This is a genomic window from Fulvimarina thalattae (assembly GCF_040239565.1).
Classification (GTDB): Bacteria; Pseudomonadota; Alphaproteobacteria; order Rhizobiales; family Rhizobiaceae; genus Fulvimarina.
Map to the genome: position 1 here is coordinate 43985 of NZ_JBEHWS010000008.1, position 24913 is coordinate 68897.

Genomic DNA, 24913 nt, shown 5'->3' on the forward strand with positions numbered 1-24913 from the left:
GAGATTCTAATGTCCTTGGAAAACCATATCGCCAAACTTGAACAGCGCCATTCGGCGCTCGACAACGAGTTGGTCGCCGCCATGACGACACAACCCGCGACAAGCGATGCGGAAATCAAGGAAATGAAGCTTAGGAAACTTCAGTTGAAGGATCAGATCGAGCGGCTGCGCGGCAGGGTACAGTAAGACCGCGCAAGGTCCGGGAGGAGCCGGATCACGTTAATTCGAACGAGGAAAGGTCGCGGCAAAGCCCGCGGCCTTTTTCGTTTGGTGCTACGGTTTTCATATGCGCGCCTCGAACCGGCCTTATCCGAGAACGCCACTTACCCCGTCGTAGACCAGCTTCAGCCCCACCGGGATCAGTAGCCCGTAGATGATCCGGTAGAACAGCTGCGGCTCGATCCGCTTGACGAGCCAGACGCCGAAGAGCGTTGCGATCGGCGCGACGGGCAGAAGCATGAGTGAGGTCAGAAGGTTCTCGTGAGAGAATTGGCCGAGCGCGTAATAGGGGATCAGCTTCACCGCGTTCGTCACTGCAAAGAACACGACGGCCGTTCCGGCATAATCCGTCGGGGCGAGACGAAGCGGCACCACATAGACCTGAAAGGGCGGCCCGCCGGCATGAGCGACGAAGCTGCCATAGCCGGCCCCCGCACCCCAGAAAAACGCGCGGCCCCGGTTCTCACGCGCCGGCTCCACGGCATGGCGGGTGCGGAACCACCAGTTGGCGACGAAACCGAGCGACAGAAGCCCGACGACGATGCGGATCACCTCCGGCGGCGCATAGGCCGAGGTGAGATAGCCAACCGCGATCCCGACGACCGAGGCCGGCAGCATCTGGATGAGCACCGATTTTGCGAAGGTGCCGCGCCAGGCGTAAAGCGCGATCAGATCCATCAGGATCATGATCGGCAGAAGAATGCCGGCGGCTGCCACGGGCGAGATGGCGAGCGCCATCAACGGCACGCCGATCAGTGCAAGCGTGCCGCCGAACCCGCCCTTCGACATGCCGACGAGAAAGACCGCCGGAATGGCGGCGCAGTAGAACCAGGGATCGGTGATCATGAATGCCGGCGGGATAAGACGTGTCGGGCGTTCCGCTAGCACCGATCTGCCCTGAGGGCGAGGGCAGGCGTGGGAAACGGCTTTGCCTGAAACCCAGTTGTTGGTTTCGTCGCAATGTCTAAGTCAGCCGACCGGCATTTTTCGAGCTGTGCAATCGGACCACGGCTGTTTCGCTCGAACCCCGAAGCGAATCTTGCTTGCTCCATGTTACAGCCCATTCCCGTAGGTTGAAGTCGGATATGGCAAGGTTCGTTGTGACATGCTGATCGTGTTCGGAGGACTGCCCGGAACCGGCAAATCAACGATAGCTAAGGCATTGGTCGCGAATAACGCATTCGCATATGTTCGCGTCGACGAAATCGAGAACGCACTCGCGCTCAAATCCGAGCCGAAGCGCGAGGTCGGGGCGAAAGGTTACCAAGTCGCCTTCGCGGTCAGCCTGTCCAATTTTCGGCTTGGCAACTGCGTGGTAGCCGACAGCGTCAACCCGGTCAGAGCAAGCCGCGACGGGGGGAGACATGTCGCTGAGCAGGCCGGCGTGCCTATCGTGGAAGTCGAGTGCGTTTGCAGCGACGAGACCGAGCATCGTAAGCGGGTCGAGACGCGCGTGAGCGATCCGACCGGATGGGTGCTTCCATCATGGGCCCATGTGCGCTCACGGGAGTACCAGCCTTGGGACAGGAATCCGCTGGTGATCGATACGGCCCACACAAGTCCTGCGGAAGCAGTTCGGACGATCGATACCCGGATCGCAGCGGCCCAGGTGACGGCTCCGCCTTCCTCCTGATTGGCTTTTTTCTAATGGTTTTAGGGCTGCTACCTCAAGGAATCGGGCCGGAGCTTCCGTGCCAGTGACGAGCTTCAGCCGATCTCCGGAGAAATCGAGAAGTTCCAGAAAGCGATCAACGATCTAACAAAGCGGAGGGGCCTCGCTGGGCCTGCTGCGCTATTACATTCTCATCGAAGGCCCTTCCAAGGACGCGACCGACGATCTCATCATCGAGTTCAAGCGTGCCCGGAAATCGGCTCTCGATGGCTTGCCCACGGCGATGTCTTCTACGGCGATGTCGAAAATCGATGGGACAAGCTTCATGAGCCGCGAGCGCGCGCCGTTCCGCGACGATATCGACCTCGACGAGCTGAGCTTCGGCACCTGGAAGGATTATGCTCGCACCTGCGGTGTGGCATTGGCAGAGGCTCACGCCCTCTCGGACGATCTCGGCCAGATCGACTACGACGTCGAACCGTCAATCATCGCGGCAGCGAGCCCCCATGCACTTTTCAAGGCCGATCTCGTGCGTTGGACTGAAGAAGCGGCCGACAGGCTCGACGCTGACCACAAGTTCTTTCGCAAAGACCACGCCATGGGCGCCTTCGACAATGTTGATATGGTCTATCGCTGACCGTGGTGATGGAGGAGCAAGCTATAAGGGGAAAAGCGCCACCCGCACTGCCGAGCAGGTGAGCTCCGCAACCATCTTTGGCGTCCGGCAAACGCCGCTATGACCGAACAGACATCGGCCTCCGCTCCTCCGCATAAATCCGATTGATGAACGCACCCGCGGGCCGTTCGCGGAATTCACGGATCACCTTGGCCATAGCGAGCGGCACGTCCTCGATCCTCGGGAGATGGCCGCCATAGCGCTCTTCCAGCACCACAGGCGCGGCGGATGCGCAGAAGGCGAGATCGGCGAGGGTCAGCCGCTCACCGACGAGATAGGCGCGTCCGTCGGCAAGCAGCGCGTCGACCTGATCGAAGCCCTTGCGCACCGCCGTCAGCCCCTGAAGCGCCACTTCGGCGTTGAGGCCAAGACCCTTCGTCATGCCGAACCGGATCACCGGATATGCGGCTGCGACGAAGGCCTTCTCCCACCACGGGACGCCTGTCGTAAAGCTCGGCCAGGTCAGGTTCTTGAGCGGCAGAAGCGTGTAATAGGCCCAATCCACAGTGCCGTTGCCCATCTCCCAGCGGAAATAGTGCTGGCGCTCCATCACCTCGTCATGCAGCGCCTTCTCGGTCTTTGCGTCGGGCACGAGCCGGTTCTCGGGCGGGGCGTGCGCGTCGAAGCGGGCGACCAACTTCTCGATGGTCGGCACTTTCTCTGTATCGGTGACGAGCAGCGGATAGTCGTCTTTGCCCTGTCCGTACCAGGCGAGCGCCAGAATATGGAACAGCGGCGCGTGCGGATGCTCGGTATAGGGCATCTGCCAGTGCTGAAGCAGCCAGCGGCCGAGATCGACGTCCGTGCTGGGCAGGAGCGTCACCAGAAACGGCTTGTCGGACATCGCGCATGCTCCTTCGGCTTATGGTGTGATGCCCCTCAAGTCGGATCGAATGCGATCCGGAAATGCTGCGGAAAGGGCGTTCCGCCCGTGTCGATCTCGCCGGCATTGCCCTCGGCCCGGCGGAGCCCCTGCTGCTTCAGAACCGGCTTCAGGATCGCCGGAATGACGGCGCGGTTGATCGCATCACCGAAGCACAGATGCATGCCGTAACCCCAATGGATGTAGGACTCCCAGGGCCTGTCAGTGCGGAATTCCTCGGGCGATGGCACGGCGTAGCGATCGAACATCGCCGAAAAATTCGAAGCGAAGACCATCGAGTTCTTTCGAACTGTCCGCTGGCGAAGTGTCGAAGCGGCGATCACGGCATCTCGGGCGGCACGACGATAGATAATCGGATTGTGCGGATTGAAGCGCAGGGCCTCCCAGATGAATTGCGCCATCAGCCTGTCGTTCCCGGCCCGCGCCGCCGCCTGCGCACCCTTCAGCTGATCGGGACGGCGAAAAAGTTCGTCCAGCGCCAGGCAGGAGGCTTTCGAGATCGTCGGGATGGCGCCGATCAGCAGACCGAGCAGATTGTTGCGGATGCCGAGATCGCTCATGCCCGGCGTGCCAGACGATTGCAGCGCGAGGCAGCGGTTGAGGATGTCCTCGGTCTTGGTCGGGTTTGCCTTCCGCTCGGCGACCGCCTCATCCAGATAGGCGCGCAGCGCGGCAGCATTTTCCATCGCCCGCGCGTCAAGCTCGGCATCGGCGCCGAGATCGATGAAGAGATATTGAAAGAGCGTCGTCGTCCACGCCTTCATTTTCTCGGGTTCACCCCCGGTCCCGAAATAGCGGTCGGTCATATCCCAGGGCACCTGAAGCGTCAGATCGACCGGCAGGTCGAGCCGGCCCATGGATTTGTTGACGATCTCCTCTGAACGCTCACTAGCGCGTGGAACCACCAGCGTCTCGACATCGCTCCTCCGGGCTGCGAGCCGCATCGTGGAGGTATCGCGGGTGTAGTCCCAGCCCGGCTGCATGCCGAGGAAGAAGTTGTCGCCGCCCGTCAGTTTGCGCATGCGCGGGCCGTAGACGACCTCGAAATCGTCGTCGCGCGAGAGGACCTCGATTACATCCTCATGCCGCGTGATGACGGCCGTTCCCTTGCTTGGAAACGCGCGAACGAGAGTTCGTGACAGAATGAGGTTCGGCCAGAAGCTTCTAAGAACGCTCAGGACAAGCCGCTGGTTGGAAGGGATGATCAGCGCGGCCTTTGCCCGGTCCGCAAACGTCCCAGGACCTGAGCGCAATGCAAATCCCATGCGGATCAGCCTGCCGAGCGCAACGATACCCTCGCCGAGATTGGCCGCGATGCGGGCGGGAACGCGAACCAGGTTGGAGAGGGCTGACAGCATTCACGGTATCCGTTCTTCGGCATGAGACCGTTGCATTTTCCATGGCGCGAGGCGTTCGTCAGGTCGGATCGACGATCCCCATGCCGAGCATGCGGAGCGCGCTCATCGATGGGATGAAGAAGTATTCGCCCCCGCGCGTCTCCACGAAGGTTTTCAGCTTGCTCATGATGTAGGGCGGCTTGCCGGACTTCGGATCGGCCGGGATCGCGTGGCGCTTGTGGATATCGTGATTGCCGAGCAGCGGGCAGGTGTTGTTGCCCTCGTTGAAATCGAGCCCGTACTGGATCCACTGCTGCTGCACGAACTCGAACTGACGAAAAATGTTCGAGCAGATCACCATGAAGACGACGCCCTGCTCGGTCTCGTCCGTCGCGTTCCCCAGCTCCGTCGGGCCGTAGGGCAGGCCGCGCCGCATGATGCGCCTGCGCTTGTTGAGGGCGGTGTTGGAGGCGGGGTTATCGCCGCTCCGCTTGTTGAGCGGGGCGAGATAATCACGCGTGTTTACGCGCCTGAGATGAGCGCCGACCGGGCATTTCAGTCCCTGCATGTCCTCGCCGTAGCGGAAGTCGTCGACCTCCTTTCCACGTAGGTAGTCGACATAGGCCATCGGCGTTGCGGGATTGTCGAACCCCTTGTCCTTCCGGAACTGCTGCCACTCGGCATAGGTCGGGGCCACCATAAGGGGCACGCCATCGCGCCAGCGGCCGACCATTTTGCCGATCAGCGTCTCGCGCGCCTCCTCGAAGGGCACGTCCATCACCTTCGCAAAGGTCTCGGCCTCTTCGTCGAGCACCTGGTTGAAGCTCGCCACGTTCTCATGCAGCTTTCGGTAGACGAGGAAGCTGCCATTGTTGGTGAACTCCGGCGGCTTTGAGGCCGGCGGCAGCTCCTGGCTCTCGTCCGGGTGGCCGAGCAGGAATTCGCCTGTCGCCAGCGGCTCCCAGCCCTTCTTGGCGTCCATCCACTTGCCTCGCCCGACGACGTTCGAGGCTTCCAGCTTGTCGGCGTGCTGCCCGTAGAACACCGGATCGCCGATCCCGTCGGTCAGCCCGAAATGCTCCTGCGGCGTCGGCGTCTTGGTGCCGTCCGGCAGCGTCATGAAGACCGCATTGCCGGCCTGATATTCCTCGTTTCCCGCCTTGCCGTTCTTGGCGAGGATCGAGACCTTGTTCTTCAGCTTCTTGCAGATCGCCCTGAGGTTCTCGGTGGCCTCTTCGAGCTCCGGCACCGGATCGCTTGTCCCCTCCAGGCACTGGGCGTTGAGCGACATCCAGATGTGAACGTCCTCGTTCTCCAGCGTGTTCTCGTCGAAGCGCCTGCGATTGTCGCGCCAGATCGGATCCCAGTGCGCGCACCAGTTCGTATCCTTCGCCCGCACCTTGTCGGGGCTTGAGTCGCCGAGAACGAAGGCCCGCTCCTTCATGCCGTCGATGAACTCGTCCGGCATCGACTTCAGCGTCCGCGTCGAAAGCCCGAGCGCCAGAAGCCCGATCCAGCTGAACGCGATATTGTGCGTGACGAGCGGCTTGGTCTCGGGCGTCCACCGCGCGCCGGTGGTGATCAGCGGCCGGACTTCTTCCACGAAGTCCCGCCCGGCCTTGCGGTCCGAGATGTGGAAGAAGAAGTAGCGCGAGAACGGGAAGCTGTAGCGCCCATAGGCCCGCGTGATGTTGCCCTGGATATCGTCGAGATTGAGTTCGCGGTTCATGACGCCGCCCTCTCGCCAGCTTTGACGATGGCACCCTTGCGATTGATCGCGATGAAGCCCGGCCGCTGGCTCGGCGTCATCCGATCGTCAGGTTTGTGCTTGTCGCAATATTTGCCGAACGCGTTGTGCAGCGCCTCGTCGCTCAGGCCCTGGCTGTCGATCGCGAATTGCGAAAAGGTCTGCTGGACATAGAGCGATTTCAGCACGCCCGGCAGATCGGCATAGGGTCCGGGCGGCATCGCTCTCATGCCTTCCTTCAGCGCGAACTTGTAGGAGAGCCAAACCGCCAAGGCGGTCAGCAGCGCCGCGACGATGAAGGTCCAGCCGGGCGAGGGCAAAACGAAGAGAACACTCCCCGCGCCGATGAGCCAGCTGATCAGCGCGAGCACGGTCACCACGGCCGGGATGCCCACTGCCGCCAAAATCGCCGTCACGTTCAGCGAAGGCAGCTTCGGCGTCTCCAGCCAGTAGTCGTTGAACGGCATGGTCGTCTCGACCTGGCATTTGCGGATATAGGCGACGAAATCGCCGCGCGACTTTACGTTCTCAAAGCCGTAGCAATGGCTGAAAATCTCCTGAAGTTCGGCCTCCATCGCGGTCCAGGCACGCCGCAGATAGGCGTCCCGAACCTCGTCCTGCTCCTTTTCGGTAAGCGTGGTGGGAAGCGGATCGCCGATCTCCCTCACTGCGTCGAAGTCCACCGTCCAGAGCAGATAGCTGCTCGAAAGATTATCGACTTTCTGCGGACTCAGCGGATCGTGTCCGCCCAACGCGTCCACGATTGGATTGCGGTAGGTTCGCCCGTTGAAGACCACGTCGTTGATCACGAGCATGCGCGAAAAATGCGTACTCATCTCGTTCGCGAAGGGCGAGTTGATGCCGATCTGTTCGGTCGCCGGCGATTGCAGGGCGGTCGGCAGGATTGCGAGGCGTTGGCGCAGCTGCTGCACATAGGACGTGTTGTAGGACTGCTGCTCGGTCTCGCCGCTGGGCATCGCGCCGTTCTTGATCGGAGCGAGAACCGTGAGGAAGTAGTGGCCGGTGTCGAAATTCGGCATGTCTCAAATTCCTTGGATCAAAGCCCCTTCCGGCATCACTCCGTTGCCAGCTCGTTGCGCGCCTTCAAGACCTGCGCGGCCTTCTTCACGAAGGCCTCGCGGTTCACATCCGCATATTCGGTGTCGAGGCTGGCGATCGGGCCGTAGCCGGGCTCTCCGAAACAGCCCTGAATGCGCAGCAGCGCGTCCCGGTAGGCCCGGGCGAACTCTTCCGGCGAGCTGTCTCCGTGCATTTTCTGGAGTTTCAGAACCGCGTCGTAGACCGCAAAGGCGCACTTGATGTCACGCTGGGCCGAGCCGGGCGTCGCATTGTAGTAATAATCTGTCTGAATCTGATTATGCGTGATGTATTGCTTGAACGGCGAGATCGGAATCGAGGCCGGATATTTCAGCGCCGAATACCAGAAGAAATCGAGGCCTGAAGGAATCCCGTCCGAGAACGCGTCGATATACTGATCCCAGGTTCCGTTGAAGTTGGAATTGAAGATCATGTAATCATAGGCAAGGTTCTGCTGGCCTTGCCCGAGGTCCGGCCATTCGTCACATTTGACGATCGTCCACCGCGCGAAATGGATGATGGAAAGGCCCAGAAGCCCGCCCAGGCGAGCGGGGAGGGCGCGGGACACCATGAAGATGAGGTTGTTCAGAAACGTCCACCGCGGCTTGCTCGGCGTAACGACATTCATGCCATAGGCTTTGCCCGCAAGATTGGACATTCAGCAATCCTCGATGAAATGTCGTTCCGCTTGGTCAAGGTAGCATGGGGGCTGCCGTCTGGCTACAGCAATTGTGGCGCAGGTCGGTGAGGCTTCGCAAACGCAAAGCCATGCCAACGGGATATCCTGTTCGGACGCCTTATGAATTACCGTTCATGACAACCGAATGGTTATCATGTCGCCAGAAAATCGAGGATCAGTCGTGGCAGTCCCGCCGTTTCGAGGAAGGGCGCGTGGCCCTGGCCCTCGACGACATGCACCCGGCAATCGGGATGGCGAGCGGCCATCTCGTCCGCCGTCTCGACCGAAAGGATGTCCGAATGCTCCCCGCGCAGCACGAGGAGGGGCTTTTCCTTTAGGAGATCGAACAGCTGCCAAAGTTCCGGCAGAGGCTTGCCCGGTTCAAGCGTGTCGAGTGTTTTCAGAAGCTTCGGATCGAAGTCAGGAACCCAGACGCCTTCCCGCTCGACGAGGAGCGCGCGCGTCTGGCGTTCGAAATCGGCGCGGTCGAGTGCAGGAAAAGTCGGGCCGAACAACGCCTCGATCGCGTTCGCGGCCTTGTCGAGGCTCTCATGCGCCTTCGCGGCGCCGAGATACTCTCGAATGCCGAGGAGGCCGTCCACTTCGATGCGCGGTCCCGCATCGTTGAAGACGACGCGAGCAATCCGGTCGGCGGCCATCGCCGCGATCAGATGGGTCACGATCACCCCGCGCGATGTGCCGACGAGATCGACTGTCCTTACGCCCAGATGATCGAGGCCGGCGAGAACGTCCTTGGCCTCCTCGGCGGCGTTGTAAGCCTCGGCCTCCAACGCGGCGTCGGATAGCCCGCGCCCACGGTAATCGAAAGCGATCACCGTTCTCTCCGGATCGAGATCGCGGATCGCATTTGCGAAGGCGGTGAAGTCCCTGCTGTTCCGGGTAAGACCCGGCAGGCATACAATCGGTGCCTTCTGGGTCTTGGTGGGTCCGAAAACCCGCATCGCGAGGTTTAGTCCCTCACGCTCGTAAGTGACGATACGTCCTTCGTCCCGCACGCCTTCTTCAGTCGTCATTCAAACGCCTCCTGGCACTTTCCGGCCTTTGTTTCCGTTTGGACTCAAACGCCGCTTGCTTCCGGTCATGGGTCAGCTAGGCTGCTTGAAAACACAAGAGGAAACATCATGAACGCGCCCTGGCTCCAGCAATACCAAGAGGGTGTGCCCCGCGAACTGCCGCAGCACAGTTATGGATCACTTGCCGATCTTCTGGACGAAGCATTCACGAAGCACGGGAACATCATTGCTTTTAGCCTGATGGGCTCGGAGATGAACTTTTCCGAACTCGACGAGAAGTCCCGGCATTTCGCGGCCTACCTTCAGTCGATCGGCCTCAGGAAGGGTGACCGGATCGCGCTGATGATGCCGAACGTACTGGCCTATCCCGTCGCGGTCGCAGGGGCTCTGAGGGCTGGTCTCGTCGTGGTGAACACCAACCCGCTCTACACGCCCAACGAGCTCACCCATCAGTTGAAGGATTCCGGCGCGAAAGCGATTATCGTCCTCGAAAACATGGCGAAGACGGTCGCGACCTGCAAAGAGAAGACTTCGCTGGAGCATGTCATCGTCACCACGATCGGCGACCTTCAGTCAACGGTGAAGCGGTTCGTCACCAACTTCGTCGTGCGCAAGATCAAGAAGATGGTGCCGGACTACGATCTGCCGGGGGCAATCGCTTTCAAGGACGCAATAAAAGAGGGAAAGTCAGCGAAATTCACCCCGGCCGCGGGGCAGCTCGACGACGTTGCGGTGCTGCAATATACCGGCGGCACGACGGGCGTTTCGAAGGGCGCAGCGCTTACCCACGGCAATGTCATCGCTAACGTCCTCCAGGTCGAACTCTGGTTCGGGCCGGCGCTCACCCAGATCAAGCCGGGTAACACGATGACGATGGTCTGCGCCCTGCCGCTCTATCACATCTTCGGATTCACGGTGAACATGATGCTGTGCATGCGCATGGGCGGCACCAACATCCTGATCCCCAATCCGCGCGATTTGCCTGCCCTCCTGAAGGCGCTCAAGGGCAAGACCTTTCACAGCTTTCCGGGCGTCAACACGCTGTTCGGTGCGATCGCCCGCCACAAGGATGCGAAGTCTGTCGACTGGTCGCCGCTGCTCCTATCGGTCGGTGGTGGGATGGCGGTGCAGAAAAAGACCGCCGAGTTGTGGGAGGAACTGACCGGAACCTCCATCTGCGAGGGCTACGGCCTTTCCGAAACCTCGCCCGTGGCCTCGGCGAACTACACCCTCGGCACGGAATATACCGGGACTGTCGGCCTGCCCCTGCCGGGCACGGAAATGGCGATCCTTTCCGAAGACGGCGAGAAATTGCCCCAGGGCGAAGAGGGCGAAATCGCAATCAAGGGCCCGCAGGTCATGGCCGGCTATTGGGAGCGGCCGGAAGAGACCGAGAAGGTCATGACCGAGGACGGTTTCTTCCGCACAGGTGATATCGGCGTGATGGACGAGAACGGCTGGTTCCGGATCGTCGATCGGAAGAAAGACATGATCAATGTTTCGGGCTTCAACGTCTATCCGAACGAGATCGAGGATGTCGTCGCTTCGATGCCCGGTATCGTGGAAGCCGCGGCCGTGGCGGTTCCGGACGAGAGTTCCGGCGAAGCGGTCAAGCTGGTCGTCGTGAAGGACGATCCGTCCATCGACGAGGCGGCTGTGAAGGCCTATTGCCGGGAAAAACTGACCGGCTACAAGCGCCCGCGCGTCGTCGAATTTCGCGACGAACTGCCAAAGTCCAATGTCGGCAAGGTCCTCCGCCGCGAATTGCGCGATTGATCGGGCGGCCTGATTAAAATCCCTCGATTGTGGTTGGTGACCGACCGAGGCAAAGACAATTATTGTGCGGCTTCGCTCTCACGCTCGCGGCGCATCGCGCCCACACGGGCTGCAAGGCTCTTGTAAGTGCCGGCCGCGCTCTGCTGATCGTCTTCAGCCGAGGCCAGTATGGCTTCGATCGGCGAAGAGGGGCCTTCCTGCCGGGCTGTCCGATCGATGACCTGAGCGGCGATGTCGGCGACCTCTTCACGGAGTTTTGCCGGATCATCAATTGCTTCCAGCGACGCGTGGTCGGCCGATCCGTTCGCCTCGAAGCGCTCAGGCTTCTCCTCGGCAATATCGTCGGCGACCTCGGTATTTTCGTCGCCGTCTTCAGCATTCGCTTCCGCTTCAGCTGAGCGCCTCAGCCTGTATTCGGCACGCTCTTCGGCGTTGATGGCCCGGCTCGTTGCCGTCGCCCGTTCACCTCCGCCGCGCGAGAAGATGCGTTCCAGCTGGTCGTCGCGATCGGAAAGCTGGCCGGTCAGACGGGTCACCTTGGCCTCCAGGCGCTGGTTCGTCGACCGCTCTTTCGAAAGCTGGGCTCGCAGACCGTCGACTTCGTTCGAGAGCCGGTCGACTGAATTGGCGCTCTCACGCGAGCGCCGCTCCAGAACCCGCAGATCGTCGGCGAGTTCGTCATTGCGCGTTTCCAGCGTGATGATCTGGACCTTTCGCTCGTCGGCGATGTCGGTCATCTCTTCGAAGCGGCGGCCCAGCTCCTCGAACTCCTCGATCCGGACCCTCAGGTCATGGTGGACCTCGCGCAGCTCGGTGTCGACTTCATCGGCTTCGGCCTCGCGTTTGGACAGAGCCGTATTGAGTTCCTCTAGTTCGCTCATCTGCTGAGAAACCTGCTTGGTGAGCGCCTTGGTGCGCGCCTTCAGCTCCGCGTTCTCGCTCGCCACCCGTCCGGCATCGGCCCGTTCGAGGGCGGCCCGGCGTTCGCGCTCTTCCGATGCGATCTCGCGCTGGCGTGCCTCGAACGCGGTCTGTGCGCGCAATCGATCATAGGTGCCCTGGATTTCCCGCGCGTTGACCGGGATCGTCGCCTCGAATTCCTGCTTGGCGATCGAGCGAGCCCGTTTCCAGACGAGCGGCGCGATCAGCAGGGCGCAGAGCAGTGCGAGCAGAAACCCGAAAGCAAATGTCAGGGCGGCGGTAATCATGGGCGCGAACGACTATCCTGATGAAGGCCGAAACAAGATAGGTCGCCTTCGTGCGGAATTCGCCCCCCAAACGAATGAAGGGCGAGGAAAACCGTCAGCTGTTGCGCGATTGCGAGCGACGTTCAGCAAGAAGTGTGCCGCGCGCCGCGTTCGTCATGGCGCTGGGTCTGGGGCCTTTGGTGGCTCAGAAGGGGTTCCAGGTCGGAGCCGGCGTCATCTTCAGATAGCCGATGTTCACGCCCAGGCGTGCGCCGACGCCCGTTTTGATCGGAACGATCATTACATTGTCACGCTTCAGCCCGGTCATCGCGAAACCGCCAACAAGATAAGCGGTACCGGTGATCCCGCCATAGCGACCATAGATTGCCTGAACGGAGGGCAGATCGTAGACGAGCATCATGGTGCGGGCGCCGTCCGCGCCGGCGTCGAGGCCTAATGAAGGTCCCTGCCAGAAGATGCGGTGATTGCCCGCGTTCTTCGTGTAGAGCGTGCCCTCTCCGAAGCGCACCCCGCCGATGAAGGCGCCCGAGGCCTCCTCTCCGAGGATGTAGCCATTCGGTAAACCGTAGCTCTGGATCGCCTGCTGCATGAGCTGGGCGAGGCCGCCCGATGTCGCGCCGAAGAACTGATGGCCGGAGCGCAGCACTTCATCGAAAGAATAGTCCGCACCGCCGGCAGGCGCTGGCTGCTGCTGAGCCGAGTAGGGCTGCTGGTTTCCGTAGGTTTGCTGCGTGCCGTAGCCGTTCTGCGTCGCATAGGTGCCAGCCGGATCGGCGTATCCACCAGACTGCGCCGTATAATTTGGCTGGGTGGAATATCCCCCCTGTGCCGGAGCGGCGTATTGTGCGCTGGCCTTGCCGGGTGAGAACACCAATGCGGAGGACAGGACTGAGATCAGGGCTGCTGCGATAGAAAATCGTGCCGATGACATGGGCGGTCGACCCCCCTCCGATCGAATGGGCGCGGAATTTGCGCATGGGCGAGCGTTCTGGTCCGCCATTAGAAAACGTTAGGCTTTCGAAATCGCTAACGAAGTTTGAGAGGCCGGAAATCAGGCTGGCGCAAGTCTGAAAGGGGATGCCAAGGTGGGAAGCGTTGAGCCTGCCGTTCCGGACCGCTCTACGAGCGTCGGAATTCATGGGTGCGGAAGCGAGCCGAGCGCCCGACGATCATGCGGTTCGAGAAGGCCGCGCCAAACCGATACGAGGAACGCCTGATGAACAAACTGCCAGAACTCGCCGCGGCCGATCTCGCGGCGCTGCTTGCGAGCAAGATCTGTCACGACATCATCTCCCCTGTATTCGGCATTCAGAGCGGGCTCGAACTCCTCGACGACATGCCGGACGACGCCGAGTCGATGGGCCTCGTGCGCAATTCCTGCAAGGCGGCCGTTGGCAAGCTTCAGTTCGCCCGCATGGCCTACGGCGCGTCAGGCTCGCAGACCGCGGCGATCGATCTCAACGATGCGAAGACGGTGGCCGAAGGGTATATGGCCCACGAAAAGCCCGAACTCGTCTGGTCCGGCGAGCCGGGATATGCGCCGAAGAATTTTGCGAAGGCCGTCCTCAACCTGATCGTGCTCGCGACCTCCAGCATCAGCCGTGGCGGCGAGGTGAAGGTGGTGATCGAACAAGCCGATCCGGGCCGCGCGATCGTTTCCGCCAAGGCCCAGCGCATCCGCATGCAGCCCGATACGATCGCGCTGATCGAAGGCACCTATGAGGGCGAGCCGATCAGCGCCCAGACGATCCAGCCCTATTATATGCTGTTCTGCGCAAACGAAGCGGGCCTGACCGTCTCTCACAAGGTCGAAGACGGCAGCGTCACCTTTACCATCGGCTGAAAACCCGGCCTTGTCGCATACCTTTTGGCAAGCTTCCTCAGGATAAGCTCCGGTTGGAATGCCGCTTGGCGGTGACCCTATCCGCGTTTATTCAAAGAGGGAGCGTCCCGCCATGGCGACATGCCTGTTGTTCGACGAGATGCCGATCGTTCGGAAGATCGGCGAGCGGATTCTGGCCAAGGCCGATTACGACGTCACGGTCGTCGAAACCCTCGCTGAGGCTGAGGCGCATATCGCGAAGGGCGAGCTTCCGGACCTTGCCATTCTCTCCTCCACCGGCGCGGCGAACAATGTCACCGATCTGGTCAAGGCGATCCGCGAGGAGCTGGGCGGCAAGCGGCCGGTGATCCTCGTCGCGATCGTGGAGCGCAATATCGGGGCGCTGATGCGGTTTCGGCGGGCCGGGGCGAACGGCATCCTGATGAAGCCGTTCGATGCCCAGACCTTCAGCGACACGCTGCAAATCCACATGCGCGCCGCCGAACTCGCCGCCTGACTATTTGGCCGGCTTGCGCAGGCGCGCGAGCAGGGCCGAGGTATCCCAGCGCTTGCCGCCCATGGCCTCGACCTCCGAATAGAACTGGTCGACCAGCGCCGTCACCGGCAGCTGCGAGCCGTTGCGCTTGGCTTCGGCGAGACACATGCCGAGATCCTTGCGCATCCACTCGATGGCAAAGCCGTGGTCGTAGTGGTCGTCGTTCATGGTCTTCCAGCGGTTTTCCATCTGCCAGGAGCCGGCGGCGCCCTTGGAGATGACCGAGATCACCTTCTCGATGTCCATGCCGGAATTCTGGCCGAAGGCGATCGCTTCCGACAGGCCCTGGACGAGACCGGCGATGCAGATCTGGTTCATCATCTTGGTGATCTGGCCCGAGCCGGCTTCGCCCATCAGGCCGACCATCTTGGCATAGCACTCGATCACGGGCTTCGCCGCGTCGAAATCGGCCTCACTGCCGCCGCACATGACGGTGAGCTGGCCGTTCTCGGCGCCCGCCTGACCGCCCGAGACCGGCGCGTCTATGAACTTCACGCCCTTCTCGCTGCAGGCGGCGGCAAGTTCGCGGGCGAGTTCGGCCGAGGCGGTGGTGTTGTCGATGAGGGTCGCCCCGCTCTCCATGCCGGCGAGAACGCCGTCGTCGCCGTAGACGACCGAGCGCACGTCGTCGTCGTTGCCGACGCACATGAAGACGAATTCGGCGCCGCTCGCTGCCTCCTTCGGCGTCGCGGCATGGGCGCCGCCGTATTCGCCGGCCCATTTCTCGGCCTTCGAGCCCGTGCGGTTCCACACCGTGACGTCGTGGCCGCCCTTGTTCTTCAGGTGACCCGCCATCGGGTACCCCATGACTCCAAGCCCGATGAACGCCGTCTTCGCCATGATCGCCTCCGCAATGTTTCAAGAAGACGGGCAGATATGGAAGGCGAGGCGGCTTTCAACGCCGGGACCTCGGGAAAGGGCACGGCTTGGCGTTCCCGCGCTCGGTGCCGAGCCGGGGTTTGCGGGAGTCTTGCTTGGACCGTCCCCTTAAGTGGCAGGCCATTGGGACGATCCCGCATGTCGGTCCGCCTTGGCAGCGGAGCGCCGGAGGCAAACCCTCCGAGAATTGGGTGTTGGTCGGTTCGCCACCGGCGCACCCCGCGCGGGATTTGTCGAACTCGCTGCGCTCGAGCCTCAAAAGCCCTCCCGCGGCAGGCCCGTTCCCGGCGTTCTCACCGGATCGCCGCCCAAGGGGCGGGTTTCGACGGAAAGGACCGATGAACGGCTGGCCCGCAGGCAAGCCCTTAATTTTCGGGCGGCTGTTGGCGTTTCCCACCCCTTAAAGGTGGTTAAGTGGACCGATCCACACCCGCGCCGTAGTACGCGAGGAGCCAACGGGGCCGCGAGACGTCCGGGACGCGGCAGCTTCCGGAATAAGCCACGCGCCGCAGACACCGCACGCATTCCCGAGGGATCCCGGCGATCACCCGTGCCATCCGGAATGCGATGGGCGGAGTGTAGGCGATGGCGCAGAGGCGGGGATAAGTTTCGGTGCAGGGGCGTGCCAATCCCGGTCGCTCGGGGTCGCACTCTCAAGCTTGATAGCCCGTAGCTACGCCGAGATTGTTGTAACGGATATGACGCATTGCGTTATATGCCGTATCGCGTTACACTCGCTTCAACTTCACAGCACGTCGACCGGATGATCGTCAGCTTCAACGACAAACAGACCGAGACGATCGCCAGCGGTCGGTCGGCTCGAAAGCTACCCGGTGACATTCAACGCACGGCGTTGAAGAAGCTGCGGCAGCTGGATGCGGCGGCGGTACTGGACGACCTGCGCATTCCTCCTGGCAACCGTCTGGAGGCATTGCAGGGCAACCGTGCCGGCCAGCACAGCATCCGCATCAACGACCAATGGCGCATCTGCTTCCGATGGGACGCTGGCAACGCCTACGACGTCGAGATCGTCGATTACCACTGACATTGAGGAGGCAGGCATGAGCGAACAGACGACCGAGGATTGGCTGCCCAACGTGCACCCCGGCGAGATCCTGCTCGAAGACTATCTGGAGCCCATGGGGCTGACCAAGAACGCGCTGGCCACCGCCATCGGCGTGCCGGCGACCCGCATTGGCGAGTTGGTCCGCGGGCGCCGTTCCGTCACCGCGGATACCGACCTGCGCCTGTCCCGCTATTTCGGCACGTCCGAGGGCTTCTGGCTGCGCTTGCAGAATGCCTATGACCTGATGGAGGCCCGGCGCTCCGGCCACTATCACGAGATCGAGCCACGGGCGGCGTGAGGCGTACCGCCGGATGACGGGTTTCGCGGGAACGGGCCGATGAACGTCTGGCCCGAGAGACGACCCTAACATTCCGGGCGGCTGTTGGCGTTTCCTACTTTCGGGGAAAAGGCCGAGTGGGCCGGTCCACGCCCGCGCCGCAGACACCTTATGCATTCCCGAGGGATCCCGGCGATCACCCTTGCCATCCGGTATGCGATTGACGGAGTGTAGGCGGGGTAGCGGGAGCGGGGATAAGATTTTGCCTTCTGCCGGTCGCTGTGCCTCTCGTTTTCAAGGAGAGATCCATCAGCGTCGTCATCCCGGGCTTGACCCGGCAACCAACGCGTCCGGCCTATCATCCGTTCGATGATTACGAGTGGAGATGGGTTTCCCGTCGAGACGATGTTTCGGAAAAAGACGCTTCGCTCGCTTGGAGGACTCGGGACGATAGTCATTGAAATGGCCGCCGTGGAGCGACCATGAGGAAATTCACGCCAGACCGCCCAAGTCCATCATTGAACCGAAGAAAGCCGTTCCAATCGATCGCCTCGATTTTTTCGACGCTCACATGACGAGAATGGAATGACTCGGACGTCGTGGTCTCTCCAAGCGTGATGTCGAAACGGATCGCGCGTCGATCCTTCTTGCGATCAAAAACGGTTCAGCCGTGCTCTTCCAATAAGTCATGGCTGGATCCGACTTCATCCTTTGCCTCACCGGCACTATCAGGATGCCTGAAGAGGCGCATCGTGACCGATCTTGCGGACGAGCGCGGCAACTAAATCTACCAGATCTTTTTCGAGGAAGGGTTTGGCAAGATAGGCCTGATACGCCTTCTCGCCGCTCACCGGCAATCGCCGTTCGGGAATTGCGCTCAGCAGCAGGACCGGAATTTCGAAATCCTCTGCCCGAAGCTGACGCACCATCTCCAATCCGTCCATCGTCGGCATCATGTAATCGCTCACGATGGCATCGGGCGTTAATTCGCGGACCATTTCCAGGCCCTTTTTCCCGTTGGAGGCGATGACGACCTCATAGCCCTCGTCTTCGAGCATGAGCGAGGTGAGCATGGCCATTGTCGCCTCGTCCTCGACGATCAGCAGCCGGGTCATCGGTTGGACTCCGTGTTGGCGACTCCGCCGGATTGGCCTGTGGAGCTGGCACCGCTGGTCGTCGTCTTGTCGCGATCTGCCGGATCGGCGGACTGCCGAAGGACGACCCCGCCACTCGTCACCTCGAATTCCTGACTGATGTGGTCGAAGTCGCTGTCGCGGACCTTCAGGATCGAGGCCCGATGCCGGACGGCATTGCCTTCGAGCGCGTAGTGAAGAAGAATAGAGTTGTCGATCGTCCCGGACAGCTCCTGCGCTGCCAGCGTCTCCGGAAAGAAGAGCTGCGGGACCTCCCGCGTGAAGACGGTCGTGGCACCGAGTTCCTTCAGCATATCGTTCAAAGCGCGCAGAAACGCGTTCAATCGAAGGTCCGATGGTGCCGATCCGACGAATGCGTTGATGCCGTCGACGAAAACCCGGCGGGCACCCGTTGCCTCGACGGCACGAAGCAGTTGTTCGCCAAGGTCGTCGATGAGATTTTCGAGCGGTCGCTGCCACAGGATGGCGAGAGAGCCTTCGTCTGCCAGCTTTTCCAGATCCATGCCGAGTGCTTTCGCCTTGCGGAACAGGCGGGAGGGCGTTTCGTAGAAGCCGAACAGCACGCCTTTCTCGTCGGGGCTCGACTCGCCAATGAACTGCAACCCGACCGTGGTCTTGCCGCTGCCGGTCGGACCAAGGAGGACGGTGGACGAAAATTCCGGAATGCCGCCGCGCATCATCTGGTCGAGCGCCGCAATCCCGCTTGTCAGACGATGGATGGAGGCGTTTCCTGACTCCCCGATGGGAGCGATCGCTTCGAGCCTCGGATAAAGTTCGATACCCCTGTCGCAGATCCGAAACTCGTTTCGTCCACGAATGATTTCACCGCCGCGCTGCTTGTGGACGATAAGCGACCGGAGCGATCTCTCACCGCGGATCTCGTCGACAATTTCGATCCAGCCATCGACCAGTGTGTATTCCGGAGACGACGCCGCCCGATCCTGATTGGTCAAGATCATGACCGTGGTGTTCGTCAGGGCCGCCTGCATCGAGAGTTCGTGGACGAAGAGCCTGAAATCATCGGCGTCCGCCGCCCGATCAGGATTTGAGGGTGCCGCGAAGAGGCCGTCGAGGATGACGACGGATGGCTTTCGTTTCCTCAGTTCCTGCAGGAGTGCGCGGCTGAGGGCGGCAAGTCCTTCGTCCCTGACGGTGGAATAGACGCTGGAATAAAAGACCTTTTCAGGCACCTGTTCCGGATCGAAGAACGAAAAGCCCTGCATATTCGCAAACATTCGCCCGAAGTTTTCGGCCAGCAATGTCAGGTAAAGAGCGTTTTCCCCGTTCTTGGCCTGCTGGTGGCAGATCTGATTGGCCATCACCGTCTTTCCCGCACCGGGCGGGCCCTGAACGATGTAGGCCGAGCCACGTATCAGGCCGCCGCCCAGAATGCGATTCAGACCGGTGATGCCCGTGTCCAGACGCTCGATCGATGCAATTTCCACGGAGGAAGACTCAATCATTGAGGGGGCTCGCTCTCTTGAAGCCGGTTTGATGCGAGGTTGGGACAGGCGGCAGAACCGCCTTGATCGTGCACACCAATCCCGTCGGGCGGTAGTCCGTGGTCACTGAATTTGCGTCCGCACCGAGGCCTCTCCTGATCAGCCTCGATCCGAAACCACGACGTTCGCTGAGCACAGGTGGTGGCCCGCCGAATTCGCTCCACACTATCTCTAAGGCTGTACCGGTGGGGACATCGTGCGTTTCCCACCGAATATCGACGTATCCACCGGGACGCGACAGCGACCCGTATTTGACCGCATTGGTGGCGAGCTCGTGAACGAGCAGTGTCGCCGAAAGAACGATCGACGCCGATATGGTCAGTGGCGGACCTGATATCCTGAAGCTATCGGCCGATTCCATGTGAGGAAGAACGGCCGCCGCGATGGCTTCCCGAAAATCAGCCGAAATGAGATCGGCCTGCATCAGTGCATCCTGTGCCCTGCCAAGTGCGCGGAGCCTGGCCGAGAATTGCGCGATGGCTTCATCCTTGCTGGCCGCGCCCCGAAAGGTCTGCGTCGCAATAGCGCTCACGACCGCGAGAATGTTCTTGATGCGATGCTGGAGTTCGCGGGCGAGAATCTCCCGACGTTCCTCCGCCTGTTTTCGCTCGGTGATGTCGACCACGACCCCCGGTAACCGTCTGGGGCCACCCTCTGGACCGGGCACAAGGCCGCCGCGTGCAAGAACCCATCGAATGGAGCCGTCCTTCTGTATGAGACGGTATTCGCACGAGAACGGTTCACCGCGATCGATCGTAGCGGCGAGCGCGAGGTCCAGTTTTTCCCTGTCATCAGGATGGAGAGCACGGACGTAGTTTTCGCGGGCAACACCCTCGATCACGCGCTCCGGATCGACTGAATAGATGCGGGCGAAGTTCTCGTCAGCAAATACGAGATCGGTCTCTACGTGGTAGTCCCAGACACCGACCATTCCGGACGCGGTGAGTGCCAATTGCAGGCGCTCTTCGCTTGTAGTCAATCGCTGCCTAGCTTCGAATTCGAACGTCTTATCGCTTGCGACGACAAGGAAGCCCGAGGCGTTTTCCGGGCCGTCGGCAGACAATGCGAATATCGAGCCTGTAACATAGGCCGAAGATCCGTCTTTCCGGCGAAACCAGCGCTCGAGCGACGCGGAATCGTCCGAGAGGACAGCCTCCATCTCTTCCTGAAGGGGGTGAGACGTCGATTGTTCGTCAATTGCAATCAGATCGACGGATCGATCGACAGCCTCGGACTCACTCCAGCCGAAGATGACTTCAGCACCGGAATTCCAGAAAGTAATGTTACCATCGATATCAGTCGCGAAAATCGCAAACTCAGACGACCTGTCTAGGATGGATGCGATGACGGCCGCACGTGAATCCGGAAAAAGCCTGAACATCCAGAGCCAATCCCCCGCCCTCCGATCCTTACACAGTCCTGTTATCTAACAAGGACTTGAGAAACAACCAACAATTCGGCTTATGAGCGAAATGTATATAACTCACTGTAGTTGGGTGCCGCATTCCTTGCCGCCTACTGTACCAGCTGCACAGGTGCTCCGACTGTCGCGCCCAAATTTCCGATTTGCGACTTGTTCAAACGCCGATTGAGAACCGAAATTGTTTTTGGATTTTAGCGATCGTTCTCATCAAGTAATGGTAGATCTTCACCTGACCAAATCATTCGCAAAGACGCTGAGCGCACTCGCTAGCGCGGCCCTTCGAACAGTGGCTCACAAATCGGAGGGGCAGTCGATGACGTCGAAGACGTCGACGACGCCGCGGTCGAAGCGTGACGCCAAACGCTTGAGGAGGGGGCGGCTGGCGCCAGCGACGACCAGAGGCACTTCGCGGTGTTTCTTCGCGGGACACGACTTTGAACGTCACGTCGTGGATGGCGAATGCGATGTCGGCCGGTCTTATTCATTCGTTGGAAGACACGTCAGGGCTTTGACCGGCGAGCGATGAAAAGCTGGCGACGTCGCGCCCCAACACCGATACAAAATATCAATCGAAAATTTTCCCGATGGCGGTCTTTTCGGCTTCCTTCCATTGACGCACGACATCGCTCACCTGTTCGATTTCATCACCGTCGAGGTGGTGGGCGCCTTCTTCGTCTATGCGGCAAAGATTGAACGGTCCGCCGACGCTGGGCGAGGTGAGGTCGAGCGCCTGGAGGACCCTGAGGATCGCCGCGCAGCCGAATTCCAGCGATCGCTTGGCAAGGTGGAAGTGGGACAGAAGCGAGCCGGCCTGCTGGGCCATGGGCGCTCCGCTGCCGATCGCGTGGAAGCCGATATCGGCATAGTGCCCGATCATGCCCGAAGGCGTGATCTCCGTGATCCACGGCTCGCCGTCGCGCCATCCGGCCGCCATGACATAGGCCGATGGCGTTCCGCCGCCGTCCTCGCCCGGAATGTCCGGGATGAACGTATCGTAGTGGTGGCGGAGGATCGGGAGGACCTGTTCCTGCAGGGCGCGCCCTATATCGGGTGCTTCGAGGATCGCCGCGCTGTTTTCGTTGAAACGACGCTCCACGTCGGTCAGCACCGCGCGCGATCCGCTGCCGCCCCAGGCCGCGAGTTCGCCCAAGGGATGAAGCTTGTCGGCGGGATAGGTCATGTCCCGCCCCTTGTCCGTGATCTGCGAGTCCGAGCCGAGCACGACTCCGTTTCGGCAGACGGTGGCAAGCACGACGGTCATGGTGCGATCCTTTGAAGGTTGGGACACCTGTGCGTTGCCGAACTTTTGTCCACGATAGTCAGGCTGGGATGCAGCTTGAGGGCTTAACGGCCTCAACGCCTGTTGGCTGCCGTTCTTTAGGTTTTATTTATGCCCCGCGTTCGCCAACACACTCAGCGCACTCGCCGGTGCCGACCTCAGCACCGCGTCGCGCAGGTCGGAGTGGCAATCGACAAGGTCCGAAAAATCGACGACGCCGCGGTCCAGCCTTGAGGCGAGACGCTTAAGGACCGGGCGGCCGGCGCCGGCGACGACGAGGGGCGCATCGTCGGTGATCTCCTCGCGGGAGAGGACCTTGAGGGCGGCATCGTGGATGGCGCGGACCTGGGCTTCGGCGAAGGCGTGGGCGAGCCATTCCCAGGCGCCGTCTCGGGCATCCGCCGTATCCATGCCGATCATCCGCGCGATGCGCCGGCGCGAGCCTTCGAGGTTCTTGTCGCCGTTGTCTGCCGCATCGTGCAGGTCGTCGTCTTCATCGAGATTGCCGATGACGCGCTGGACATCGGCCATGGTGGCGAAGAACTCGTTCATGACCGGGATCGTGCGGCCGACGAAGGGGACTTCTCGGGCGACCGCCATCAGGGCCGTGCGGGTATAACCCTGATAGACGAGCTCGCCGGAGGCGAGGCGATCGCGATCCGTATGGCCCTTGGAGGCGTGGACGATGCCGTCCGCGATGGGCACGAGATCGGTCGTCGTCGAGCCCATGTCCATGAAGAGGGCTTCCTCGATGTGCTTGGCGGCGAGGGACGCGCTGGCGTGCCAGTTGGCGGACGCGATGTCGAAGGTGTTGGAGCGGGCATCGCCCAAGGAGAGGAAACCCGCCGCCCCGCCATAAAGCCGGATATCGCCCGAAAGGCGCTCGCCCATGACGCGGGCGATCTTTTCGACGCCCTGGCGGCGGGAGGGGAAGACATCGGCGACTTCGCCCGTCATGGTGATGGCGTGGCGATCGACGGGGCCGGCTTCCTCCTCGATGAGGTCGACGGCGGCTTCGAGGCTCTCGAAATCCTTCCAGATCGGCGTTACCTTCTGCCAGACCTTGACCACACGGTCGTCCTCGGCGAGGGCCGCCTTGAGGTGCGCGCCGCCGATATCCCAACCCAATGCCCGTGCCATGAAATGCCCCGATCGCGATTCGAACTGGAGCGCGTCATAGCATTGTGTGCGGCGAATGACAGGGGAATGAACCCGCCATGCAGCTGATCCCGGTGCTCGACGTGATGAATGGCGAGGTCGTGCGAGGGCAGGGCGGGCGGCGCGAGAGCTATCGGCCGATTAAGACGCCGCTTGCGGAGAGCGCCGAGCCGGTGGCGGTGGCGCGGGGGCTGATCGGGGCGACGGGGGCGGGGGTGATGTATGTCGCCGATCTCGACGCGATCACGGGCGGGGCGGCGCAGGTGGCGGTATTGCGGCGGCTAGCGGAGGCGCTGCCGGAGGTGACGTTCTGGGTGGATGCGGGGTTTCAGACGGTGGCTGCGGCGGAGGCGCTGATCGGGGAGGTCGGGGCCGAGCCGTGGCGGATCGTGCCGGTGTTCGGGACGGAGACGTTGGCCGAGGGCGAGGCGCTGGCGGGGATGGATGCGGCGGTGCTCTCGCTCGACTTCGGGGCAGAGGGCTATCGCGGCTCGCGGGCGCTGCTGGAGGATGTGAGCGGCTGGCCGAACGACGTGGTGGTGATGTCGCTCACGGCGGTCGGCTCGGGCGGCGGGCCGGATTTTTCGCGGCTGGAGGAGATCGTGGCGCGGGCCGGGGGGCGGCGGGTGCACGCGGCCGGAGGTGTGCGGGGCGATATCGATCTCGATGCGCTTGCCGCGATGGGCGTTGCCGGGGCGCTGGTCGCGAGCGCGATCCATGACGGGCGGATCGCGCGGCGGGGATAGAAGTCCCGGGGGAGCAAGGCGAACGGCGGCCGGCCAAAGAAAAAGGAGCCTTTCGGCCCCTTTTTCCTTCGATGTTTTGCGTCCGCGAGAGCGGCGCCCGGTTTATTGGAAACCGAATTTGGCGGCCAATCGCCGGAGAAGTCCACCGGACATCGCCGATTCTTCCTCTCCCCCGGGATGGTCTCTTGTCTAAGCGCCGGCGAACGGATGCTCGGCGGAACCCTTCTTGGAGACGACTTCCTGCGCGGTCGGCGTACCCTTGATGGCGCGCTCGATGGACTCCATCGTGGCCTGGTAGTTGTAGTCGCGGATCTTGGCGTCGTCCTCGGCTTCCCAGTGGATGAAGACACCGACGCAGATGTAGAGATCGTCGGCTTCATCTGCCGGGATGATGCCCTTTTCGACCGAGTCGGCGACGGCGCGCGCGACGGCGGTCTGGGCCGGGCCGAACATCTGGACAGCCTGCTTGGCGCCCTTGATGGTGACCTTGTTGAACATCACGGTGTTCGGCTTGGTCGGCAGGTTCGGCGCGACGACCGCGAGGAGCGTCGTGAAGCCGTCCTTGTTGTTCGTCAGCGAGTGGCAGAAAGCCGACTCGGCGGCCGAACCGCGGGGGCCGATGATGAGGTCGATGTGTGCGACTTCGTTACCGTCGCCGACGAGCGACTCGCCGACCATGACCTTATTGATGGTTGCCATGAGCAATTCCTCCTGTTGTTCGGTCCCACCGGTTGCGTTCCAGTCGGACCTCGAAAATGTCTGTTACCGGGATATGAGATAGC

The 24913-nt window shown here is 61.6% G+C and carries 25 protein-coding genes; 9 read left to right on the top strand and 16 right to left on the bottom strand.

The window, feature by feature from the left end; translation table 11 throughout:
- Window positions 1–9: 9 nt before the first annotated feature.
- Window positions 10–186, top strand: a complete 177-nt coding sequence (locus tag ABRA89_RS11995) for a YdcH family protein (protein WP_349941715.1) — start codon at window positions 10–12, stop codon at window positions 184–186.
- A gap of 120 nt (window positions 187–306) precedes the next feature.
- On the opposite strand, the gene ABRA89_RS12000 is transcribed toward ABRA89_RS11995, so the two are convergent.
- Window positions 307–1065 carry a sulfite exporter TauE/SafE family protein gene (locus tag ABRA89_RS12000; RefSeq protein WP_349941716.1) on the bottom strand — a complete coding sequence of 253 codons (759 nt, stop codon included), beginning with the start codon at window positions 1063–1065 and terminating at the stop codon, window positions 307–309.
- A 259-nt stretch (window positions 1066–1324) separates the two neighbouring features.
- On the opposite strand from ABRA89_RS12000, the gene ABRA89_RS12005 reads away from it, so the two are divergent.
- Complete coding sequence (locus tag ABRA89_RS12005) at window positions 1325–1852, top strand: P-loop nucleotide/nucleoside kinase family protein (RefSeq protein ID WP_349941717.1); 528 nt, start codon at window positions 1325–1327, stop codon at window positions 1850–1852.
- 277 nt (window positions 1853–2129) lie between these two features.
- The gene (locus ABRA89_RS12010; RefSeq protein ID WP_349941718.1) at window positions 2130–2468 is read left to right on the top strand and encodes a DUF2252 family protein; all 339 of its coding nucleotides are present in this window, start codon (window positions 2130–2132) and stop codon (window positions 2466–2468) included.
- 97 nt (window positions 2469–2565) lie between these two features.
- Here the strand turns inward: ABRA89_RS12010 and ABRA89_RS12015 are convergent, their stop codons facing one another.
- The 6 genes from ABRA89_RS12015 to ABRA89_RS12040 all read right to left on the bottom strand — a co-directional run bounded on the left by ABRA89_RS12015 (window position 2566) and on the right by ABRA89_RS12040 (window position 9285).
- Window positions 2566–3351, bottom strand: a complete 786-nt coding sequence (locus ABRA89_RS12015; protein ID WP_349941719.1) for a glutathione binding-like protein — start codon at window positions 3349–3351, stop codon at window positions 2566–2568.
- Between the two features lie 35 nt (window positions 3352–3386).
- Window positions 3387–4748, bottom strand: coding sequence for a cytochrome P450 (locus ABRA89_RS12020; RefSeq protein WP_349941720.1), 1362 nt, complete (start codon window positions 4746–4748; stop codon window positions 3387–3389).
- Between the two features lie 58 nt (window positions 4749–4806).
- A complete protein-coding gene (locus ABRA89_RS12025; protein ID WP_349941721.1) occupies window positions 4807–6456 on the bottom strand; it encodes a Dyp-type peroxidase in 1650 nt (549 codons plus the stop codon).
- A complete protein-coding gene (locus tag ABRA89_RS12030) occupies window positions 6453–7514 on the bottom strand; it encodes a hypothetical protein (RefSeq protein WP_349941722.1) in 1062 nt (353 codons plus the stop codon). The genes ABRA89_RS12025 and ABRA89_RS12030 overlap by 4 nt, the downstream gene beginning before the upstream one ends.
- Window positions 7515–7549: 35 nt before the next feature.
- Window positions 7550–8230, bottom strand: a complete 681-nt coding sequence (locus tag ABRA89_RS12035) for a hypothetical protein (RefSeq protein WP_349941723.1) — start codon at window positions 8228–8230, stop codon at window positions 7550–7552.
- A 173-nt stretch (window positions 8231–8403) separates the two neighbouring features.
- The gene (locus ABRA89_RS12040) at window positions 8404–9285 is read right to left on the bottom strand and encodes an alpha/beta fold hydrolase (protein WP_349941724.1); all 882 of its coding nucleotides are present in this window, start codon (window positions 9283–9285) and stop codon (window positions 8404–8406) included.
- Window positions 9286–9393: 108 nt separating this feature from the next.
- On the opposite strand from ABRA89_RS12040, the gene ABRA89_RS12045 reads away from it, so the two are divergent.
- The gene (locus ABRA89_RS12045) at window positions 9394–11061 is read left to right on the top strand and encodes an AMP-binding protein (RefSeq protein WP_349941725.1); all 1668 of its coding nucleotides are present in this window, start codon (window positions 9394–9396) and stop codon (window positions 11059–11061) included.
- Between the two features lie 59 nt (window positions 11062–11120).
- On the opposite strand, the gene ABRA89_RS12050 is transcribed toward ABRA89_RS12045, so the two are convergent.
- Entirely contained in the window at window positions 11121–12269 is a 1149-nt protein-coding gene (locus ABRA89_RS12050; protein ID WP_349941726.1) for a coiled-coil domain-containing protein, read from the bottom strand.
- Between the two features lie 184 nt (window positions 12270–12453).
- A complete protein-coding gene (locus tag ABRA89_RS12055) occupies window positions 12454–13200 on the bottom strand; it encodes a DUF1134 domain-containing protein (protein WP_349941727.1) in 747 nt (248 codons plus the stop codon).
- 285 nt (window positions 13201–13485) lie between these two features.
- Here ABRA89_RS12055 and ABRA89_RS12060 point away from each other — a divergent pair, with 285 nt between their 5' ends.
- Both ABRA89_RS12060 and ABRA89_RS12065 read left to right on the top strand, forming a co-directional pair.
- On the top strand, window positions 13486–14112 hold the full coding sequence (locus ABRA89_RS12060; RefSeq protein WP_349941728.1) for a histidine phosphotransferase family protein: 627 nt from the start codon (window positions 13486–13488) through the stop codon (window positions 14110–14112).
- Window positions 14113–14224: 112 nt separating this feature from the next.
- Entirely contained in the window at window positions 14225–14608 is a 384-nt protein-coding gene (locus ABRA89_RS12065; RefSeq protein WP_349941729.1) for a response regulator, read from the top strand.
- Here the strand turns inward: ABRA89_RS12065 and ABRA89_RS12070 are convergent, their stop codons facing one another.
- On the bottom strand, window positions 14609–15487 hold the full coding sequence (locus ABRA89_RS12070) for an NAD(P)-dependent oxidoreductase (protein WP_349941730.1): 879 nt from the start codon (window positions 15485–15487) through the stop codon (window positions 14609–14611).
- Window positions 15488–16289: 802 nt separating this feature from the next.
- On the opposite strand from ABRA89_RS12070, the gene ABRA89_RS12075 reads away from it, so the two are divergent.
- Window positions 16290–16571, top strand: coding sequence for a type II toxin-antitoxin system RelE/ParE family toxin (locus tag ABRA89_RS12075; RefSeq protein ID WP_349941829.1), 282 nt, complete (start codon window positions 16290–16292; stop codon window positions 16569–16571).
- Window positions 16572–16587: 16 nt separating this feature from the next.
- Entirely contained in the window at window positions 16588–16890 is a 303-nt protein-coding gene (locus ABRA89_RS12080; RefSeq protein WP_349941731.1) for a HigA family addiction module antitoxin, read from the top strand.
- Between the two features lie 707 nt (window positions 16891–17597).
- Here ABRA89_RS12080 and ABRA89_RS12085 read toward each other — a convergent pair.
- The 5 genes from ABRA89_RS12085 to ABRA89_RS12105 all read right to left on the bottom strand — a co-directional run bounded on the left by ABRA89_RS12085 (window position 17598) and on the right by ABRA89_RS12105 (window position 23367).
- On the bottom strand, window positions 17598–17984 hold the full coding sequence (locus tag ABRA89_RS12085) for a response regulator transcription factor (RefSeq protein WP_349941732.1): 387 nt from the start codon (window positions 17982–17984) through the stop codon (window positions 17598–17600).
- The gene (locus ABRA89_RS12090) at window positions 17981–19486 is read right to left on the bottom strand and encodes an ATPase domain-containing protein (protein WP_349941733.1); all 1506 of its coding nucleotides are present in this window, start codon (window positions 19484–19486) and stop codon (window positions 17981–17983) included. The genes ABRA89_RS12085 and ABRA89_RS12090 overlap by 4 nt, the downstream gene beginning before the upstream one ends.
- Window positions 19479–20906 (bottom strand): sensor histidine kinase, encoded by a 1428-nt coding sequence (locus tag ABRA89_RS12095; protein WP_349941734.1) that lies wholly within the window; start codon window positions 20904–20906, stop codon window positions 19479–19481. Before ABRA89_RS12095 ends, ABRA89_RS12090 begins: the two co-directional genes overlap by 8 nt.
- A 607-nt stretch (window positions 20907–21513) precedes the next feature.
- Window positions 21514–22209 (bottom strand): Ntn hydrolase family protein, encoded by a 696-nt coding sequence (locus ABRA89_RS12100; protein WP_349941735.1) that lies wholly within the window; start codon window positions 22207–22209, stop codon window positions 21514–21516.
- A gap of 123 nt (window positions 22210–22332) precedes the next feature.
- Window positions 22333–23367: a hydantoinase/oxoprolinase family protein gene (locus ABRA89_RS12105; RefSeq protein WP_349941736.1), complete on the bottom strand. Its 1035-nt coding sequence runs from the start codon at window positions 23365–23367 to the stop codon at window positions 22333–22335.
- A gap of 77 nt (window positions 23368–23444) precedes the next feature.
- Here ABRA89_RS12105 and ABRA89_RS12110 point away from each other — a divergent pair, with 77 nt between their 5' ends.
- Window positions 23445–24131, top strand: a complete 687-nt coding sequence (locus ABRA89_RS12110) for a HisA/HisF-related TIM barrel protein (RefSeq protein WP_349941737.1) — start codon at window positions 23445–23447, stop codon at window positions 24129–24131.
- Window positions 24132–24320: 189 nt separating this feature from the next.
- Here ABRA89_RS12110 and fae read toward each other — a convergent pair whose 3' ends face one another.
- A complete protein-coding gene (gene fae, locus ABRA89_RS12115; protein WP_349941738.1) occupies window positions 24321–24830 on the bottom strand; it encodes a formaldehyde-activating enzyme in 510 nt (169 codons plus the stop codon).
- Window positions 24831–24913 lie beyond the last annotated feature (83 nt).

Excerpts from the sequence above, each read along its gene's own strand:
- ABRA89_RS11995 (WP_349941715.1), top strand. The coding sequence starts at position 10 with ATGTCCTTGGAAAACCATATCGCCAAACTTGAACAGCGCCATTCGGCG.
- ABRA89_RS12000 (WP_349941716.1), bottom strand. The coding sequence starts at position 1,065 with ATGATCACCGATCCCTGGTTCTACTGCGCCGCCATTCCGGCGGTCTTT.
- ABRA89_RS12005 (WP_349941717.1), top strand. The coding sequence starts at position 1,325 with ATGCTGATCGTGTTCGGAGGACTGCCCGGAACCGGCAAATCAACGATA.
- ABRA89_RS12010 (WP_349941718.1), top strand. The coding sequence starts at position 2,130 with ATGTCGAAAATCGATGGGACAAGCTTCATGAGCCGCGAGCGCGCGCCG.
- ABRA89_RS12015 (WP_349941719.1), bottom strand. The coding sequence starts at position 3,351 with ATGTCCGACAAGCCGTTTCTGGTGACGCTCCTGCCCAGCACGGACGTC.
- ABRA89_RS12020 (WP_349941720.1), bottom strand. The coding sequence starts at position 4,748 with ATGCTGTCAGCCCTCTCCAACCTGGTTCGCGTTCCCGCCCGCATCGCG.
- ABRA89_RS12025 (WP_349941721.1), bottom strand. The coding sequence starts at position 6,456 with ATGAACCGCGAACTCAATCTCGACGATATCCAGGGCAACATCACGCGG.
- ABRA89_RS12030 (WP_349941722.1), bottom strand. The coding sequence starts at position 7,514 with ATGCCGAATTTCGACACCGGCCACTACTTCCTCACGGTTCTCGCTCCG.
- ABRA89_RS12035 (WP_349941723.1), bottom strand. The coding sequence starts at position 8,230 with ATGTCCAATCTTGCGGGCAAAGCCTATGGCATGAATGTCGTTACGCCG.
- ABRA89_RS12040 (WP_349941724.1), bottom strand. The coding sequence starts at position 9,285 with ATGACGACTGAAGAAGGCGTGCGGGACGAAGGACGTATCGTCACTTAC.
- ABRA89_RS12045 (WP_349941725.1), top strand. The coding sequence starts at position 9,394 with ATGAACGCGCCCTGGCTCCAGCAATACCAAGAGGGTGTGCCCCGCGAA.
- ABRA89_RS12050 (WP_349941726.1), bottom strand. The coding sequence starts at position 12,269 with ATGATTACCGCCGCCCTGACATTTGCTTTCGGGTTTCTGCTCGCACTG.
- ABRA89_RS12055 (WP_349941727.1), bottom strand. The coding sequence starts at position 13,200 with ATGTCATCGGCACGATTTTCTATCGCAGCAGCCCTGATCTCAGTCCTG.
- ABRA89_RS12060 (WP_349941728.1), top strand. The coding sequence starts at position 13,486 with ATGAACAAACTGCCAGAACTCGCCGCGGCCGATCTCGCGGCGCTGCTT.
- ABRA89_RS12065 (WP_349941729.1), top strand. The coding sequence starts at position 14,225 with ATGGCGACATGCCTGTTGTTCGACGAGATGCCGATCGTTCGGAAGATC.
- ABRA89_RS12070 (WP_349941730.1), bottom strand. The coding sequence starts at position 15,487 with ATGGCGAAGACGGCGTTCATCGGGCTTGGAGTCATGGGGTACCCGATG.
- ABRA89_RS12075 (WP_349941829.1), top strand. The coding sequence starts at position 16,290 with ATGATCGTCAGCTTCAACGACAAACAGACCGAGACGATCGCCAGCGGT.
- ABRA89_RS12080 (WP_349941731.1), top strand. The coding sequence starts at position 16,588 with ATGAGCGAACAGACGACCGAGGATTGGCTGCCCAACGTGCACCCCGGC.
- ABRA89_RS12085 (WP_349941732.1), bottom strand. The coding sequence starts at position 17,984 with ATGACCCGGCTGCTGATCGTCGAGGACGAGGCGACAATGGCCATGCTC.
- ABRA89_RS12090 (WP_349941733.1), bottom strand. The coding sequence starts at position 19,486 with ATGATTGAGTCTTCCTCCGTGGAAATTGCATCGATCGAGCGTCTGGAC.
- ABRA89_RS12095 (WP_349941734.1), bottom strand. The coding sequence starts at position 20,906 with ATGTTCAGGCTTTTTCCGGATTCACGTGCGGCCGTCATCGCATCCATC.
- ABRA89_RS12100 (WP_349941735.1), bottom strand. The coding sequence starts at position 22,209 with ATGACCGTCGTGCTTGCCACCGTCTGCCGAAACGGAGTCGTGCTCGGC.
- ABRA89_RS12105 (WP_349941736.1), bottom strand. The coding sequence starts at position 23,367 with ATGGCACGGGCATTGGGTTGGGATATCGGCGGCGCGCACCTCAAGGCG.
- ABRA89_RS12110 (WP_349941737.1), top strand. The coding sequence starts at position 23,445 with ATGCAGCTGATCCCGGTGCTCGACGTGATGAATGGCGAGGTCGTGCGA.
- fae (WP_349941738.1), bottom strand. The coding sequence starts at position 24,830 with ATGGCAACCATCAATAAGGTCATGGTCGGCGAGTCGCTCGTCGGCGAC.